Below are 16,859 nucleotides of genomic sequence, written 5' to 3' on the forward strand. Positions count from 1 at the left end.
TTTAGAGACATAAGATAGGCTGCACACTGAAGTTATCTTTCTGTTATTATAGGATCATTCATTCTGTGGGACTCTCTAAGCTAAGAAATTTGATTTATGGTCACTAGATCACTTCCACTCGCCTTGCAAGGTAAAAGCAGCCCAATAATAGGGAGATTTCCATTTTTCCTCCTGCATCATTTCCATCTGCGCCGCCCTCAAAGCTGCCGCCGGTGCTAACTTTTGTTGCAGCATTTTTTGATAAAACTTTTGCATTAACATAGCAGTTCCTTCATCATCCACATTCCACAAACTCACCGCCACCCGCTGCGCCCCCGCATACATAAAACCCCTCGTCAATCCCACCATTCCTTCGCCTTTAACATTTTGTCCCATTCCCGATTGACAAGCACTTAAAACCACTAAATTTGCTGCCAGTTTTAAGTTAAAAATATCCGTGAGACGCAAAAAACCATTAACAAGATTGCCCTTGTCATTTACCATCGACATTAGAATTCCTGACAGTTCGGGGTTTTTGCTGTTGGCAATACCGTGGGTGGCAAAGTGAACGATTTGATAATTGGCTAAATTGCCATCGGTAGCAGTAGTGCGACTGGCATCAAAATCGAATATTTGACGGCTAGAAGCTGAAGGGAATAAGCTGAATATGGTTTGAGCTTCTTGGCGGGTAAATGGTAGGCGTTCGGGCGGCCATTGCCGATTAGAAGCACGAAGCGAGCGATTTAAACCGAGGTTGTTGGCTTCTAATTTTTCTATTGTTGCTTGGGTGATTTTTCCTTTAATTCTTTCATCCTCTGGGCTGAAAACAGGGTCTGCTAAAATTGCTAGAGTTCGGTTTGGCGGTTTTCTCTCTCCATAATTTTGCCTGAGAATGGCAAGGGTTGAGGCGGAAGGCAAAGTGATAATTTCATGTTCGGCAATTAAAGAAACATTAGTGCTTTGTCCAACGGTTTGTGGTAGAGTTAAAGCCGTAAAAGGAATATAGTGCAACACGCCGTCCGGAACAATTAATAGGCGTTTATTGCTTAATTGGGCTGCTGCGGGTTGTAAAATTACTTGACCTAAATTTGCACTTGCTTGAGCAACTTTTTGGAGAATATTTCTGTGGACTGGGCTAGTTATTACTTCTATAAAGTTCTTAGCTGCTGTTTCAATATCTGAACGTTTTGGCAATTCGTAGCTGGTTAGTCCTGTTGATGTCACCACCCACAAATAACTGCGGTCTTTGCCAAGGGAATACTGCAATAAAATAGTGTTTTCATCGAGAATCTGTTTCTGAATTTCTGGCAGCGTTAAAGGTTGGGGTTGGGTAAGGGCAGCGTAGCGGGGGCTGGTACTACGAATTTTTGTTTGAAGTTGCTCATATTGTTCCAAAAGTGCGAGGTACTGTTTGTCGATTTCAGCGATTTTAGTTTGATTAAGTTTGGGGGTGCTGATTGTTTCGATGCGCTGCTTCTCAAAGGCATCAAGTTGCTGTTGCAGGCTTTTTTCTTGTTGCAGTAAATTGGGAGAAATGCCTTCGCGAATGTTGGCGTTGCTTTCTTGGAGGAGTTCAAGGAGGCTGCGGGCCCTCGAACGTTCACTAGCTTCTAAGGCTTTGCGATCGTACCCAGATTTAGGATTAATTTTATGCAGTTGCATTAACAAAGCGATGTAGAATTCGTAGTAGTCCTGGACGGTGGCAAAGTAGGAGCTACGGAGTTCTGGGCTGGCTATTAAGGTGCGGAGGTTTTCAATGATTTTAAGGGAGGATTCAATGTCGGTGAGAGCTTCGGTGAAATTGCCTTGAGCGTATTTGACATAAGCCATACTGTAAAGCGTGCGAGCTTCCTGGGAGCGATTACCCACTGCTCGACTCAGGGGAAGGGACTGGCTGTAATACTCTAACGCTTTCTGTTTTTCTCCTAATTCATCGTAGACTCTGCCGATGTTGGTGAGGGTTATAGCTTCCCCGCTGCGATTGCCTCCTGTTTGAAACAGTGACAGCGACTGGTTGTAATACTCTAGCGCCTTCTGGTTTTCTTTCAAGTCTGAGTAGACACCTCCAATGTTGTTGAGGGTGAAGGCTTCCTCAGGGCGATCACTTACTACCCGTCTCATGGGGAACGATTGAGGGACACTATCAAAGCGGAAATAGCTGATGGATTCCGCCATGCGCTTGCTTATTGCCCGAAATAGTGACAGCGACTGGCTGTAATACTCTAACGCTTTCTGTTTTTCTCCCAAGTCTGAGTAGACACCGCCGATGTGGTTAAGGGTGAGGGCTTCTCCAGTGAGGGAGGTCTTGCTGCGCTCGATTGCTGCCCGATACAGTGACAGTGACTGGCTGTAATACTCTAGCGCCTTCTGTTTTTCTCCCAAGTCTGAGTAGACTAGGCCGATGTGGTTGAGAGTGAGGGCTTCCTCGTCGCGATTGCCTACTACCCGACTCAGGGAAAGGGACTGGCTGTAATACTCTAACGCCTTCTGTTTTTCTCCCAAGTCTGAATAGACTAGGCCGATTCTAGTGAGAATCCTAGCTTCCCCGTAGCGCCCGTAGCGCCCGTAGCGATCGCCTTCTGCCCGAAACAGGGCTAGCAATTGGTTGTAATACTCTAACGCTTTCTGTTTTTCTCCCAAATCATCGTAGGCTAGGCTGAGGTCTTCGAGAATGCCAATTTCCCAGGCACCGTCACCTTCTGCCCGAAATAGGGGCAGCGACTGACTGTAATACTCTAGCCCTTTCTGTTTTTCTCCCAAATCATAGTAGGCTAGGCCGATGTTTTTGAGGATGCGAGCTTCGTTCATACGATCACCTACTGCTCGACTCAGAGGCAGCGACTGGGTGTAATACTCTAGCGCTTTCTGTGTTTCTCCCAATGCTAAGTAAGTTTCGCCGATTTGGTTGAGGGTGTTCGCTTCCCCGCCGCGATCGCCTACTGCCCGATACAAGGGCAGCGATTGGCTGTAATGCTCTAACGCTTTCTCGTGTTCTCCCATTAATGAGTATATAGTGGCGATGTCGCTGAGGGTGCCCGCTTCCCCGCCGCGATCGCCTACTGCCCGATACAGGTTCAGCAACTGATCGTCATACTCGAAAACTTTTTTTGCGTCTGTCAATATTGAGTAGATAGTGCTGAGTCTGTGGAGGATGGCAGCTTCTTTCTCGCGATCGCCTACTACTCGATACAGTTTTAATGCTTCTTCATATTTGATGATCCCACCTCTTAAAGCTTCCGGTGTTCTTCGTTCGGGGATTCTTTGTTCGGAGATGTCGGAGAATTCTTGTTCGGAGAGTTCGGAGAGTCCTTGTTCGGAGAGTTCCATTGCTTCTTCATATAGTTTTTGAGCAGCGTTGCTACTGTTGGTTTGTGCTGTTTGTACGGTTTTGCCAACTGGCACGGTCGCTACCACTGGCTGACTTAATTGAACCGAAAGCGCAATTGACATACCAGCCAAAAACCATTGAGTGTGATCGAGCATAGCCACCCCTTTTGTATTGTTGTCAATTTTACTCGCTAGCTCAATTAGGGTAAAGGCAGGAAGAAGTAAAGTCGATTGCACCTTGGTGCAACCAGCAAACATTTAAGGTAATGGCAAAGGTTGGGGGCTGTCCGTCAGGATAATATGGTATCCTGACCTAACTCTAATGGGTTCAGGCTGTAGACGGGGAAATTGGGTTATCCCCGCCTAAAACAACGTTTTGGGGAAGTAGGAAAATTGGGGTTATCTTCGCTTAAACCTCTAGCGGGGTTTTTTCGACGGGCTGTTAAGTCTTTGCTGAAATGAAAACTATCTAGAAGCCCGTTGGAAAACCTCCGCACTGCCGTCCGCAAGGACATCCAAAGCCGTGTGTCACGCGCTTGAAACTATTTAATGACCTTAGCTACATCAGGCTCTGGCTCAGAATATGCTCATATCTTGATCGTTCATAAGTCTTTACAGGCAGCTAGAGTGGCTCTTAACGGACTCGCGATCGGCTTTGGCAGAATATCAGTTAGTGTTCCATCTATAAAACGTACCCTTGGTTAATATGCCGAATGAATCTGATGAGTTTGATGAATTACTGAAAAACTTTCGCCTCAATCCTGACTTACAAGAACAACTGAAAAACTTTCACGGTGAAGAGAAAGAAGTTTCCATTTTCTTCGTAAATCTTTACGGAGTTGAGCGCTTAACTCAGCAAATGGAAGTAGAAACTCGCGTCGAGCTGTTCCACCACTATTTTCAAGTGATGGTGGAAACTGTTTTTGAACATCAAGGCACAGTAGACAAATACATTGGCTCAACGATTATGGTAGTTTTTAAATCACCAATGCCCTTAGAAGATCATGCGCTGATGGCAATTAAAACGGCATTGGCAATGCGAGATCGACTACCAGAAATCAACAGTTCCTGGTTCCCAGAAGAGCAACATCCGCTGAGTATAGGAATCGGCATCAATACAGATCGTGTTTTCTGTGGTAATGTTGGTTCCCCTCAACGAATGGACTTTACTACCGTGGGGCATGGGGTGAATGTGGCTAATCATTTGAGTCAACAAACGCAGCAATATGCCTGCGATATTTTGATCGGTCAAAAGACGTATGAAAGTTGTGCGGAGTATGTTCAAGTGAGAGAAAGAGACTCGACCCAACTGACACCCGAAGGAAACCCATTCAATGTTTATGAGTTGATTGGATTGAAGGCTTAATTTTTGTCGAGCCAAAATCTTGCTTTATGACCGCAACGACCGATATTGTCCAAAAACTCTGGAACCTGTGCCACGTCCTGCGAGATAATGGCATTACTTACCTGCAATACGTCACCGAACTGACTTACTTGCTGTTTCTCAAGATGGCGCAGGAGACGGGGGTGGAAGACCAATTGCCCCAAGGGATGCGCTGGGCAGATTTGACGGCGAAAGAGGGGATAGAACAATTGACATTCTACCGCTCTCTGCTGCTGGAATTGGGATCTAAAGCTTCATCGCTACGGGTGCAGGCAATTTTTGCCAACGCTCAAACGGCGCTGAAACAACCGCGCATTTTAAGTAAGCTGGTCGAAAGTATTGATAAGTTGGACTGGTATTCTGCCAAGGAGGAAGGGTTAGGCGACCTCTATGAGGGGCTGTTAGAGAAGAATGCCAGTGAGAAGAAGTCCGGGGCAGGGCAGTATTTTACGCCGCGTCCGCTGATTGACTGCATGGTGTCCTTGATTAAACCGCAAGCGGGGGGAAGGGGGTAAATAAGCAGTCGTACAGAAACTTACGTTAAGGCTGAAAGTTTTACTGGATAAGCATTCTGGGAACTACTTTTTTGTATCTCAAAAACTTAAAGAGTTGAAAATTAAACTGTACCAATTAGAGCATAGATTATCTGGTACAGCTTTTTTGTACGGTACAGTAAGGGTTTGAGGCTTTTAAATTTTAGACAGATCAATTGGTACAGGTCTATAAGAGACGAGCTCAATATTCAAAACGGCTAATCAATTCCTGAGCGTAAGTTTCTGTACGGTTGCTCATTTCACCCCGGGCTGATTTAGTTGCCACAATCCTTGATGCACCGTCACCTGAAAATAGCATCCTACTAAACCCCCCAGCGGAATTTTTACGACTGGCCGCCATTATCTTTTTTGCAACCACAATTAAAACTCGGCCATCGGAAAAATAGCCGCCTGCCCGTCCGGCTGAGGACACCAAAAAGCCCTGTGTCACGCGCTTGACACTACTAAACATTACTGCCAGACTAATTGAAACGCTTGACACAAGGGATTCGATTGTTATGCCCAACCCTAAAGGACACGAAGACTCAATCAAACATTCCCGCTTTAAAGCAGCTTGGCAGAGCGGCCCGACTCGCACCATTCGAGTTCCGATCGCCCTAGCTGACGCTACTCTCGACTATGCCCGGCAGCTTGACCGAGGTTCCGAACCGCGTGACACAAATAATAATTTCAGATCTGAGGTAGAGGTAAAGACAGGTAAATCCCATGACACAAGCGGTTCGGCTGACAAAGTAAGCATATTAAATGATGAGGTTGAATCGCTCAGGCAAGAATTAGAAGCGCTAAGGGCTGAGAATCGACGGTGGGAAAAAGCTTTTAAGGGGTTCGAGGAAGAAAAATACGAGCTTGAATGGGAAGTGGGAGCAGTGCGCTCGCTACTTGGCTCAGCGACTTGCTCGCCGATTTTTCCGGCAGTGGCTGAATTTAAGTTACTAGAACCCCCAGAGGTACTTAACTTGCTCAAAGGTAAGCGCAAGAAAACAAAAGCTGATTTACGCGATATTGAAGTTGTCTGGCAGATACTTGAGGAGTTAACCCCTGACAAGGGAAATTAGGAATTACGCCCCTTTAAAAAGGGGCTTTACTGGGATTGAACCAAAATATGCACCAATCGGAACCCCGCCCTTATGACGCTGTACTCGGCGGATCGGGGCAGCAAACACCCTGCTATGAATACCTACTCCCAAGCGATTTTGATGCAGAAAGATTGTCCCAGTTAGTTTTAGCCAAGCGCGGCAAACGCGGGTACAGGGACACAGCAAAAGAAATAGGTATCCGTATCGTCGCTATTTGTCAGGCTGAAAACGCTTACATTAAGACAGCTTGGGTGGCAAAAATCCACTTTGAGGATTTTTTAGCTTTATGTAAGTGGTTGGGTATTTCTCCTGCTGAGTTGGTTCTCACCCCTACTCTGCAAAAAATTATTGCCACTCGCGGCGGTTCTGGGCCTGGCCCCTACGATGCTGTGATGGGAGGCTATCAACGACACAAAACTTAGCACCCCTGTTGGGAATCGCCGTTAACTTCGCACGGATTAGAAATAGAGGCAAAATTTGAAACCCACATTCCGCAACGTAACCCCAAGATGCCTATCTGAGTTTGGTGTATATCCGTCTTTGGTGTATACCCGAAATCTTGTTATACATCACTTCTGCTGTGTGCATTGACGCGCTGGATAACTATAACTAGACAGGGGGCTGAGCCTCCTGAGTGCCATATTTGTGGAAACTGGTTATTCTCCCAAACAAGCAACAAGAGTGCATTTTTAGAGCATTGCCTCTAGTAGTTTAATAATTTCCTTTATTTCGCCTGCATCCAGCTCGCTGGCAATTTGGAGTATTTTCTCCTTATGGTTGGTACGAGTGCCAATGTTTCCGGTGTTGAGTTTGCGGCCGCTTTTGTCAGTTCGCTCGCTTATTTCTGGCAAAAGCCCCTCTTCTTGTAACTGCAAGCGCTGCTTGCTTACAGTGGGCGCGCTCACACCGCAGAAATCGGCAATTGCCCGATCGCTCTTGCTTTGCCACTCGGGAGAGAGAAGAGCAGCGCGTACTTTCTCGTGCAAACCTTCGATCCAATTTTTCAACTTCTCCTTACTGTTAGGCTGCTGTAAGGGGCTTACAGTTTCCTCTTTTGTTTCTGGTTCTGGTTCTGGCTTCGGATTCAGCCAGCTTGCATTACCTACTACATACAGTTCTGATTTGCTGCGAGTCAGGGCAACGTACAGCAAGTTATTTTCCTGCTCTAACTGCCAGCCCTGCTGATTGCGCCACACCATAGGTAAATCGTTAGGGCTAATGATGAAGATGCGATCGCCCTCAAGTCCTTTTGCACGGTGGCAGGTACTGAGCGTAATGGGGGAAATTTCATCGCTAAACAAACTGTCGATGTAATTTTCCAGATGTGCGATGCAGGTTGCCTGCGGCTGCGATTTGTAGATTGCTGTTAAGGCTTCGAGCTTGTCGTTGAGGGCTTCGAGTAACTGTTCCTCATTTTCGAGCCCATCATACCGCTGTTGTTTTGCTGCTTTGTAAGCACTTACAGCACCGTTGAAGTTGGAGTAACGGAATCCTGGCATTTTGGCAATTTCCTTAAGATCGCCTTTAATTAATTTCCCGACATCTTCTATAGTCGTATTTTTGTCAAGTACAACTTATACCAAATTTGATGAGCTTACCCTGGGATTGCTATATATTGTCTTAAGACATATTTAGTGATTAACTTTTAGTAACACAATTAGTTTATCTACAGATTTCTCTACAAATGAATAACGCAACCAATCCCATTACAAACTCTTCTCCTAGAAACATTTCTAGCAAAGACACAGCTAGTTGTATCAATCGCTACTATCTTAAAAATGAAACAACAGATATTCCTATTCACCTGCTGTTTGAGTTACAGGCTACACATACCCCCGATAAAATTGCAATAGAGTTTGAAGAAAAGCGTTTAACCTATGCAGAGCTAAATCAAAGAGCAAATCAAGTTGCTCGCTACCTACAGGAACGTGGAGTTAAACCAGAAGTTTTAGTTGGAATTTGCTTGAACCGTTCAATCGATTTAGTCATTACTTTACTGGGAGTTCTAAAAGCAGGTGGTGCTTATGTGCCTCTCGATCCGGCTTATCCGCAGGAACGGCTGGGATTCATATTAGAAGATGCTCAAATTTCTATTCTGCTAACTCAATCGCACCTCAGCGATAGTCTGCCACAGCACAAAGCATTAGTGGTTTGTCTCGACAGCAGCCAAGCTGACATTACGAAGCAATGCCAACAAAACCCGGTCACCTCAACAACAACAGAAAACTTAGCTTATGTAATTTATACATCTGGCTCAACCGGAAGACCTAAAGGAGTAGCCATTGAGCATCGGAATACAGCCGCATTGATTCGTTGGGCAAACGCGATTTACACTGCTGCCGACTTGACAGGCGTACTGGCTGCAACCTCAATTTGCTTTGATTTATCAGTATTTGAGCTATTTGTGACGCTCTGCTTGGGCGGTAAGGTAATTTTGGCAGAGAATGCTTTGCAACTTCCACAACTAGCAGCAGACGTGACACTGATTAACACTGTGCCATCAGCAATTTCAGCATTGCTGCGTATGAATGCGATTCCTGCAAGTGTACGAGTCGTAAATTTAGCTGGCGAACCACTACAAAATCGGCTAGTGCAAGGACTGTATCAAATTCCTACAATCGATCGCATCTACAATCTCTACGGGCCTTCAGAAGATACAACCTACTCTACCTTTGCCTTGATAGAGCGCGGCAGTTCAGCTCAACCGGAGATTGGAATTCCCATCGCTGGCACGCAGGTTTATGTTTTTGATGCACAGCTTCAACCCGTACCGATTGGAACTGAAGGTGAACTTTATATTGGCGGCGAGGGATTAGCTCGCGGTTATTTAAATCGAGATGAATTGACGGCAGCGCGATTTATTGTTAATCCGTTTGGAGAAGAGCTGTTTTCTGTTGCAGACAATCAAGCTATTTCAATTATGTCTGTTCCCAGTTTATTAACAAGAAACACTTACGGAAGCGACCGCCTCTACCAAACCGGAGATTTAGTGCGGATGAATACTGACGGTAGCCTGGAATTTCTGGGACGAATCGACCGTCAAGTAAAAATTCGCGGCTTTCGGATTGAGTTAGGCGAAATAGAAGTCGCGTTGGCAGAACATCCCGCAGTACAGGATGCGCTCGTAGCTGCTCGTAAGGTAGTATCGAGCGACCAACAGCTTGTTGCCTATGTGGTTCCAAAACAGAGCTTAGAGCCAGAGTCTTCTTTAATCAAAGAACTGCGCGCTCACTTGATACAGAAATTACCCCATTACATGGTTCCTTCCAGCTTCATGCTGCTGTCGAAATTGCCACTGACTCCCAACGGAAAGATCGATCGCCTTACACTGCCTGCTCCAGAGCGCGCTCAATCTTGGCAAAGCAATTTTGTTCCCCCGCGCACAGCAAAAGAGCAAGCCCTAGCAGCTATTTGGATTGAGGTCTTGGGATGCGATCGCATTGGGATTAATGATAATTTCTGGGAAATAGGCGGACACTCGCTGTTAGCGACTCAAGTTTTATCTCGTATTTTTGATACATTTCAGGTAAAACTGTCATTGCGCTGTTTGTTTGAGTTACCTACCATTGTTGCTTGTGCTGCTCACCTGCAAACAGTAGCTGTCACGGCACAAACTGGAAAATTAGATTGCATTCAACCTCAAGCTAGAACGCAATCATTACCGCTATCTTGCTTGCAGCAGCAGCTTTGGTTTTTAAATCAGCTTGTACCCAATCATCCTTTCTACAACGTGCCGGAGGCAGTTCGCTGGCAAGGTGCTTTAAATATCAAGATTTTAGAGAAATGTTTGCAGGCACTCGTGCAGCGGCACGAGGCACTGCGGACGACCTTTGCAACCGAAGCTGGCAAACTAATTCAGGTGATTGGGCCTGAATTAGAGGTGCGTTTGTCGGTCGCAGACTTTAGAAGTGTTTTAGATTCAGAAACTGCCGTTGAAAAAGCACTGCAAATAGAAGCTCAACGACCGTTCGATTTAAGGCGAAGTCCCTTAATCCGCGCAACTTTATTCTGCGTGAGCGACACAAATCATATTTTGTTGCTCAATCTGCATCACATCATTTGCGATGAATGGTCATTTAAGGTGCTGTTTGAGGAATTGCTTGTTCTTTATACTGCATTCACTCACAATCGACCAATATCCCTACCAAAATTAACTTTGCAGTATGCCGATTTTGCCGTTTGGCAGCAGCAATGCTTAGAACGGGAAACGTCAGCGCAACAAATCGCCTACTGGAAAAAACAATTAAAAGATGCCTCCAGCCTGCAACTGCCTACCGATCGCCCGCGCTCGCCTAGTCCAAGCTATTACGGGGCACGCCATTTCCTCAGCTTGCCCGAAGAGTTGACTCGTCAGCTCAAAGAGCTAAGCCAACGCGAAGGCGTAACGCTGTTTATGACTTTACTTGCTACATTTCAAACACTCCTGTATCGCTACACTGGACAAACCGATATTTGTATAGGTTCACCGAGCGCTAACCGCCATCATTCTGAAGTCGAAAGCGTAGTCGGATTTTTTGTCAATACGCTAGTGCTGCGAACCGATTTATCTGGAAATCCGAGCTTTCAAGAATTGTTATCTCGCGTGCGCGATGTTGCCCTTGACGCCTATACCCACTCAGAATTACCGTTTGAAAAATTAGTAGAAGCACTTCAGCCCGCTCATCGCGACCGCAGTTATAATCCTCTGTTTCAAGTCATGTTCAACTTGCAAAACGTACCGATGTCTTTGTCTTTGGACGGTGTGACATTGGAGCGGTTGCAAATTGACAACAAAACTGCCAAATTCGATCTTTCGTTAGATCTAATAGAAACACCAACAGGCATTCAAGGATTCTTGGAATACAGCACGGATTTGTTTGAACCAGAGACTGTCGCTCGCACAGGCAAACACTGGCAGACATTATTGGCAGGAATCGTTGCTAATCCGGCCCAGAGGCTTTCCTACTTGCCCTTGCTGACCGCTGCGGAGCATCAGCAGTTTGCAGCTTGGAATCAGACAGATGTTTGGTATTCAAAGCATCTGTGCGTGCACCAAATGTTTGAGGCGCAGGTCGAGCAAACTCCAGATGCAGTGGCGATTATTTTTGGCGATCGACAGCTCGCTTATAGCGAGTTAAATGAGCGTTCTAACCAGCTAGCTCACCACCTGCAAACGTTGGGCGTTAAACCTGAAACCCTGGTTGGTATCTGTGCTGAGCGATCGCTAGAGATGGCGGTAGGATTGCTAGCAATTCTCAAAGCAGGGGGCGCTTACGTGCCGCTCGATCCAGCTTATCCGCAGGAAAGACTTAGCTTTATGCTGGAAGATTCTCAGGTGGCAGTGTTACTAACGCAAACGCACTTAGCTGAAATATTGCCAGCTCACAATGTACAGGTGGTTTATTTAGATCGACCAATCGCTCCGACTGCCAACTCACAGGAGTGTCTGCAAAATCCTCACAGCTCGGTTGGTCAGAATAATCTAGCTTATATCATCTACACGTCTGGTTCGACCGGACGGCCTAAAGGGGTGGCGATCGAACACCGCAGTCCCGTAACCTTGATTCATTGGGCGCGCTCTGTCTTTTCACCGTCACAGCTTGCTGGGGTGTTGGCATCGACTTCTATCTGTTTTGATTTGTCGGTGTTTGAGCTGTTTGTAACGTTAAGTTCTGGTGGCAAAGTAATCGTGGCAAAGAACGCTTTGTGTTTACCCCATCTATCTGCTGCGAATCAAGTGACGTTACTCAATACTGTGCCCTCAGCAATCACTGAACTATTACGAGTCAGGGGTGTTCCGGCTTCAGTCCTGACAGTAAATTTGGCAGGGGAACCATTGTCCAATCAACTCGTGCAGCAAATCTACCAGCACACTTCTGTGCAGCACGTCTATAACCTGTACGGACCCTCTGAAGATACTACTTACTCAACTTATGCGTTAATTGAACCTGGAGTAGAAGAAATTCCAGCTATTGGCTGTCCGATTTACAATACACAAGCCTACGTGCTCGATGCTCAAAAGCATCGGGTTCCGGTGAACGTTCCCGGAGAACTGTATCTAGGTGGCGCAGGATTGGCACGCGGCTATTTAAATCAGCCTGAACTAACAGCAGAAACCTTTGTACCGAGTCCGTTTGCAGCTGAACAGGCAGTTCCTCATCCGAAAACGTCTGTCCCTCGTCTATATAAAACTGGAGATTTGGTACGCTACCGCCCTGATGGTAAGTTGGAGTTTTTGGGACGGCTCGATTGTCAAGTAAAAATTCGCGGGTTTCGGATTGAGTTAGGTGAAATAGAGTCTGTTTTGACTCAGTATCCAACTGTTACAGAAGCCGTCGTAATAGCTCGTGCTGCTCAATCAAGTGAAAAGCGACTTGTAGCTTATGTCGTGTCTTCTCATTCTGGCTTTTCTATTAGCGAGTTACGCAGATTTCTTAAATTGCAATTGCCTGAGTATATGGTTCCGGCTGTTTTTGTGGTATTGGATAAACTGCCATTAAACCCGAACGGCAAAGTTGACCGCAGTATGCTGCCTAAACCGGAGGGCGAGCGCCCCAATCTTGATGCAGCTTTTGTTGCCCCCAAAAAGCCTGCTGAAATACAAATGGCACAAATATGGACAACTATTCTCAAGCTAGAAAGGGTTGGTATTTGCGATAATTTCTTTGAGTTGGGCGGTAATTCGCTACTCGCGGCACAACTGATGGTGAAAATCCGGGACATTTTTCACGCTGAGATGCCAATACGCTGCTTATTTGAAACGCCAACAATCAAAAATTTAGTACAGTCTCTTGAATCTCTGCGTCGAGGTGTTCCTGTCTTCTCACATACTATAGACCTGCAAGCAGAGGCAACTCTCGATCCAGATATTTATCCGAGAGAAACAGGAACCGATCTGAGTATTGTCCGCAATCCCAATCACATTTTTTTAACTGGCGCAACCGGATTTTTAGGTGCATTTGTTTTGTACGAATTGCTACAGCGAACTCAAGCCAGCGTGCATTGTCTGGTACGGGCAGCCAATGCAGGGGCTGGCTTACAGCGCATTCAACAGAATTTGGAAAAATACGGTTTGTGGCATCCAGACTTTAGCTCCAGAATTTATGCAATTCCAGGAGATCTAGGACAACCTTTGCTGGGACTGACTCCGCGAGAATTTGAACGGTTAGCTGCTCAGATTGATGTTATTTATCACAACGGTGCGCCTGTTAACTTTGTCAAACCTTACTCAGCAGTGAAGGCAGAGACTGTTTTAGGCACTCAGGAAACACTGCGGCTGGCGATCGTCAATAAGGTGAAGCCGTTCCATTTTATTTCAACGGTGGCAGTGTTCGGTACGATTGGCTATTTTACTGGCTTAAAAATGCTCTACGAAACAGACGATCTCAGCATGGGTAAAGACTACGTTCATATGGGCTACACCCGCAGCAAGTGGGTTGCTGAAAAACTCGTCTGGGCTGCTCAATCACGCAAATTGCCAATAACGATCCTTCGACCCGGGCTGGTATTGGGGCATTCCAAAACAGGCATTACCAAGACAGATGATTATCCCTCGCGTTTAATTAAAGGCTGCATTCAAATTGGCAGTTTCCCCGATCTGAGCGACCAAAAAGAAGAACTCATTCCCGTCGATTATGCCAGCCAAGCGATCGCTCACCTCACTACCCAACCTGAGTCTATTGGTAAGGTCTTTCACTTGGTGCCGCAACCTGGGAATAACGTGACGCTTACGCAATTATTTAACATGATTCGCAGCTATGGCTATTCTTTGAAGCAGTTACCTTATTCTGAATGGAAAGAAGAGTTGCTCAAGCATTCTCAAGCTGAGGAAAATGCTCTCTACCCACTATTGCCATTCATTACCGATCTGGTTTCGCAAGAACAGCTAACGGTTATGGAACTCTATCAAAATACCCCTGATTACGATTCGCATAATACAACTACGGGACTAGCCAACACAAATATAATTTGTCCGCCAATTAACCAACAGTTAATTGAAACCTGCTTCTCTTACTTCATTAACAGCGGCTTTTTTAAAGCACCCAACTGAGCGGGAAGCCAGGTTATGAAGATAGAAACGACAAATTGATTGCCGTCGGGAGAAAAGGCGATAAATCACGGATAGGGGGTATAGCCGAGAGATAGAGTCGAGGGGAAGTTGACTGAGAAGTTATCATAGGCCAACGGAAAGTAGAAACGGAGCAAATTGCTCTTTCTGTCAGTCTAGCGGGGAAAAAGGAAGGCCAGACCCAGACTTTTCGATAGATTTTATTGCGGAAAGTATTAAATCCGACATTCCGCGCCCCTTTAGACAAAAGCCTCTCGCTCAGGACAATTTGCGACCGTAGTTGTAAACTTCTTCTTCGCCCAAACGGTCAATAATCGCCCAATGTACTGTGTTGAGTTCAGGAATTTGTAACATAAATATCCAGTTAGCTTCTATGCTTTCCCCTTTTGTTGGGAGCATCGGTGTCTCTGGAGTACACAGGGTAATTTTAGTGGTGGGTTTTCGCAGATATTGGTAGGACGAGGGTACATGATCGCCGTTAAAATAGGCGTAGGGCACACCAACAGCCGCAGCATTATCAGCGATCGTGTCTAGAACCGAGCCTTCTTGTGAGTTGTCAAGTTCAAAGCTATCGTATGCCGAAGTTAATGCTTCCTCAAAAGTTACCTGACCGCCTAAAGCTTTCTGTGCCTCAATCGCTTCTGGATCTGCCTCTAGGATTAGATTGTCTAAGCCAAGGGATGAAGTTAGATTAGACAGTTTTTGACTGTACTCAGTATAAGCATAGCTAGACATCAAATTTCCCATCGCATCCAAAAGCCTTCCCTCGTCTGAAAAGTTATTCCAAACAGAGCGCTTGCTATTGAAAGAGAAGCCGCCTGACTCTGGATGCACCTCGTTAGTATAAACTCGACACTCAGCTCCTTTTTTCAATACTGTCCCCGCGGGAAAAGAGAATTCTTGATTGCGATTGTCTGTCTTAATTTTCCAGCCTGATATATCTATATCAACCAGCCCATCGTTGACAATAGCGATATATTCGTCCGCCTCAGTGGACCCAACGCTTCCGTCTGAAAAAATCCTCGAAATCCTGACGTGGGGGGTTGCCTGTGAGAGATCGAGTATTGCATACAGCCCTTCTCCATCAGGATTAGAAACGAGAATTTGATTGGCCTGCTCGTCAGGTTGGAAATCGATAATCGAACTGCCATTGCGTTGATACAAAGATTTAACTCCAGCAAAAATCGGATGATTGCTATTAATGGGTTGATTTCCTGAAATCCCGTTATAGCCCTCTTTAAATTGTAAACCAACTTCCCAAAGAAACCAGTTAAAATTATACGCTGAAGCATAGTCTTCATCTTCCGTCTCGGCAGCTAAGTAAACGTTCCCTCCGGCTCCAACCAAATCTCTGATTCTAGTCTCATCAATACAAATTTCATGTGTAAAAATCGCATCCACATCTTCTGGGATGTCATATCCAACCGTCCATGTATGACCAGCTTCAGTCATTGTCTCTGCTAAAGCCGATTCAGATTCGGCATCCGGGTCAGCGTAAGAATGAAACTTTCCTGGACGACCGCCCGTAAACCAATTCGCAATATTTTTAGCAAAAATTGCCGCGTCAGGAGATTGTTCAAATCCGACGTTACTTAAAGTTGAAGCATCATTAGCGAGAAAGATTGTGCCTAATTTTTTGTTCATTTACTCGGTTCCTAACCTTCGGAGTAGTTGATGGACTTGCTGGTGCGGGTGCAGGAAAAGATGGCGAGTTGTTGCTGTTCCAAAATTCTCACTTCTAAGTGGAGATTATTAATCACAAAAGGAATGCCAACTCCATCGCTCGCTTTTATAGACATATCCTTAATATAAACAAAATAGTCCGATAAATAATGATAAAAAATATTGGGAGAGAACGGGACAAGCCCTTTAGCAAGAATCTAAACACTCCAGCCAGCAATCTTGACACTTACGGGCCAGAATTAAATGCAACTGTAAATGCTACGCTCGACAGGATTAAATACAACGCTCGCCAGGATTTAGTGCAACTAGCTTGCAATCGTCGGTTTGAGCCAGGAGAGCCGTGCAACTATCAATAGAACTTCCACTTAGCAGCGGTTTCGCGCCCTTTAGGGGGTGCTGGCAAAAATTTCAGCGCTTGGCGTAAATTTCTGCACGATTGCTGCTCAAACCCCTTCACCCTCTCCACAGCATAACTCTACCCAAGCCTCCTTTTCTTTCTTGGCAGACAGAGCAAATAATCTTGCCAACGGCATCTCGCACCCGCAAGCCGGGTTCGGACACTTTACCGTCCTCGCTCGCAACCGAGCAATCGCTGTTGCTTCATCCCTACCTTTTTCCCGCGGCAGTTTCACCTTCGGGTACAAATGCCCAATCCGCTTCGGGAGCCTCATCCCGCATCCACTTCCTGTAATAGCGCACATCAAGAGCTTTTGTTACGTTTCTTAATCTCGTGTCCTATTGAGAGGGTCGAGGGGAACATTACTATTCCACCCCTCCCGTCCGAAACCGTGCTTGCCAGTTTCCCGGCA

General features: G+C 45.8%; 11 protein-coding genes. 6 read left to right on the top strand and 5 right to left on the bottom strand.

Translation table 11 applies throughout. The features are described from left to right. Nucleotides 1-108 precede the first annotated feature (108 nt). Nucleotides 109-3,462 carry a CHAT domain-containing tetratricopeptide repeat protein gene (locus tag QUA20_RS29560; RefSeq protein WP_333193797.1) on the bottom strand — a complete coding sequence of 1,118 codons (3,354 nt, stop codon included), beginning with the start codon at nt 3,460-3,462 and terminating at the stop codon, nt 109-111. A gap of 550 nt (nt 3,463-4,012) precedes the next feature. Here QUA20_RS29560 and QUA20_RS29565 point away from each other — a divergent pair. Both QUA20_RS29565 and QUA20_RS29570 read left to right on the top strand, forming a co-directional pair. Beyond that, nucleotides 4,013-4,672 (top strand): adenylate/guanylate cyclase domain-containing protein, encoded by a 660-nt coding sequence (locus tag QUA20_RS29565; protein ID WP_333193798.1) that lies wholly within the window; start codon nt 4,013-4,015, stop codon nt 4,670-4,672. Nucleotides 4,673-4,698: 26 nt separating this feature from the next. Continuing rightward, on the top strand, nt 4,699-5,205 hold the full coding sequence (locus QUA20_RS29570; protein ID WP_333193801.1) for a type I restriction-modification system subunit M N-terminal domain-containing protein: 507 nt from the start codon (nt 4,699-4,701) through the stop codon (nt 5,203-5,205). Nucleotides 5,206-5,425: 220 nt separating this feature from the next. Here QUA20_RS29570 and QUA20_RS29575 read toward each other — a convergent pair whose 3' ends face one another. Further along, nucleotides 5,426-5,725 carry a hypothetical protein gene (locus tag QUA20_RS29575; protein WP_333193803.1) on the bottom strand — a complete coding sequence of 100 codons (300 nt, stop codon included), beginning with the start codon at nt 5,723-5,725 and terminating at the stop codon, nt 5,426-5,428. Between the two features lie 16 nt (nt 5,726-5,741). Between QUA20_RS29575 and QUA20_RS29580 the strand changes: the two genes are divergently transcribed. Next, the gene (locus tag QUA20_RS29580; RefSeq protein ID WP_333193805.1) at nt 5,742-6,299 is read left to right on the top strand and encodes a hypothetical protein; all 558 of its coding nucleotides are present in this window, start codon (nt 5,742-5,744) and stop codon (nt 6,297-6,299) included. 47 nt (nt 6,300-6,346) lie between these two features. Beyond that, nucleotides 6,347-6,742, top strand: coding sequence for a hypothetical protein (locus tag QUA20_RS29585; protein ID WP_333159360.1), 396 nt, complete (start codon nt 6,347-6,349; stop codon nt 6,740-6,742). Between the two features lie 267 nt (nt 6,743-7,009). Here the strand turns inward: QUA20_RS29585 and QUA20_RS29590 are convergent, their stop codons facing one another. Next, on the bottom strand, nt 7,010-7,819 hold the full coding sequence (locus QUA20_RS29590) for a 3'-5' exonuclease (protein ID WP_333193807.1): 810 nt from the start codon (nt 7,817-7,819) through the stop codon (nt 7,010-7,012). Nucleotides 7,820-8,004: 185 nt separating this feature from the next. Between QUA20_RS29590 and QUA20_RS29595 the strand changes: the two genes are divergently transcribed. Next, nucleotides 8,005-14,349, top strand: a complete 6,345-nt coding sequence (locus tag QUA20_RS29595) for an amino acid adenylation domain-containing protein (protein WP_333193810.1) — start codon at nt 8,005-8,007, stop codon at nt 14,347-14,349. Between the two features lie 276 nt (nt 14,350-14,625). On the opposite strand, the gene QUA20_RS29600 is transcribed toward QUA20_RS29595, so the two are convergent. Both QUA20_RS29600 and QUA20_RS29605 read right to left on the bottom strand, forming a co-directional pair. Continuing rightward, the gene (locus tag QUA20_RS29600) at nt 14,626-16,011 is read right to left on the bottom strand and encodes a lamin tail domain-containing protein (protein WP_333193811.1); all 1,386 of its coding nucleotides are present in this window, start codon (nt 16,009-16,011) and stop codon (nt 14,626-14,628) included. 11 nt (nt 16,012-16,022) lie between these two features. Continuing rightward, nucleotides 16,023-16,166: a hypothetical protein gene (locus QUA20_RS29605; RefSeq protein WP_333193813.1), complete on the bottom strand. Its 144-nt coding sequence runs from the start codon at nt 16,164-16,166 to the stop codon at nt 16,023-16,025. A gap of 33 nt (nt 16,167-16,199) precedes the next feature. Between QUA20_RS29605 and QUA20_RS29610 the strand changes: the two genes are divergently transcribed. Then, on the top strand, nt 16,200-16,406 hold the full coding sequence (locus tag QUA20_RS29610) for a hypothetical protein (RefSeq protein ID WP_333193815.1): 207 nt from the start codon (nt 16,200-16,202) through the stop codon (nt 16,404-16,406). Nucleotides 16,407-16,859 lie beyond the last annotated feature (453 nt).

It is taken from the genome of Microcoleus sp. Pol7_A1, assembly GCF_036701085.1.
GTDB classification, from domain to species: Bacteria; Cyanobacteriota; Cyanobacteriia; order Cyanobacteriales; family Microcoleaceae; genus Microcoleus; species Microcoleus asticus.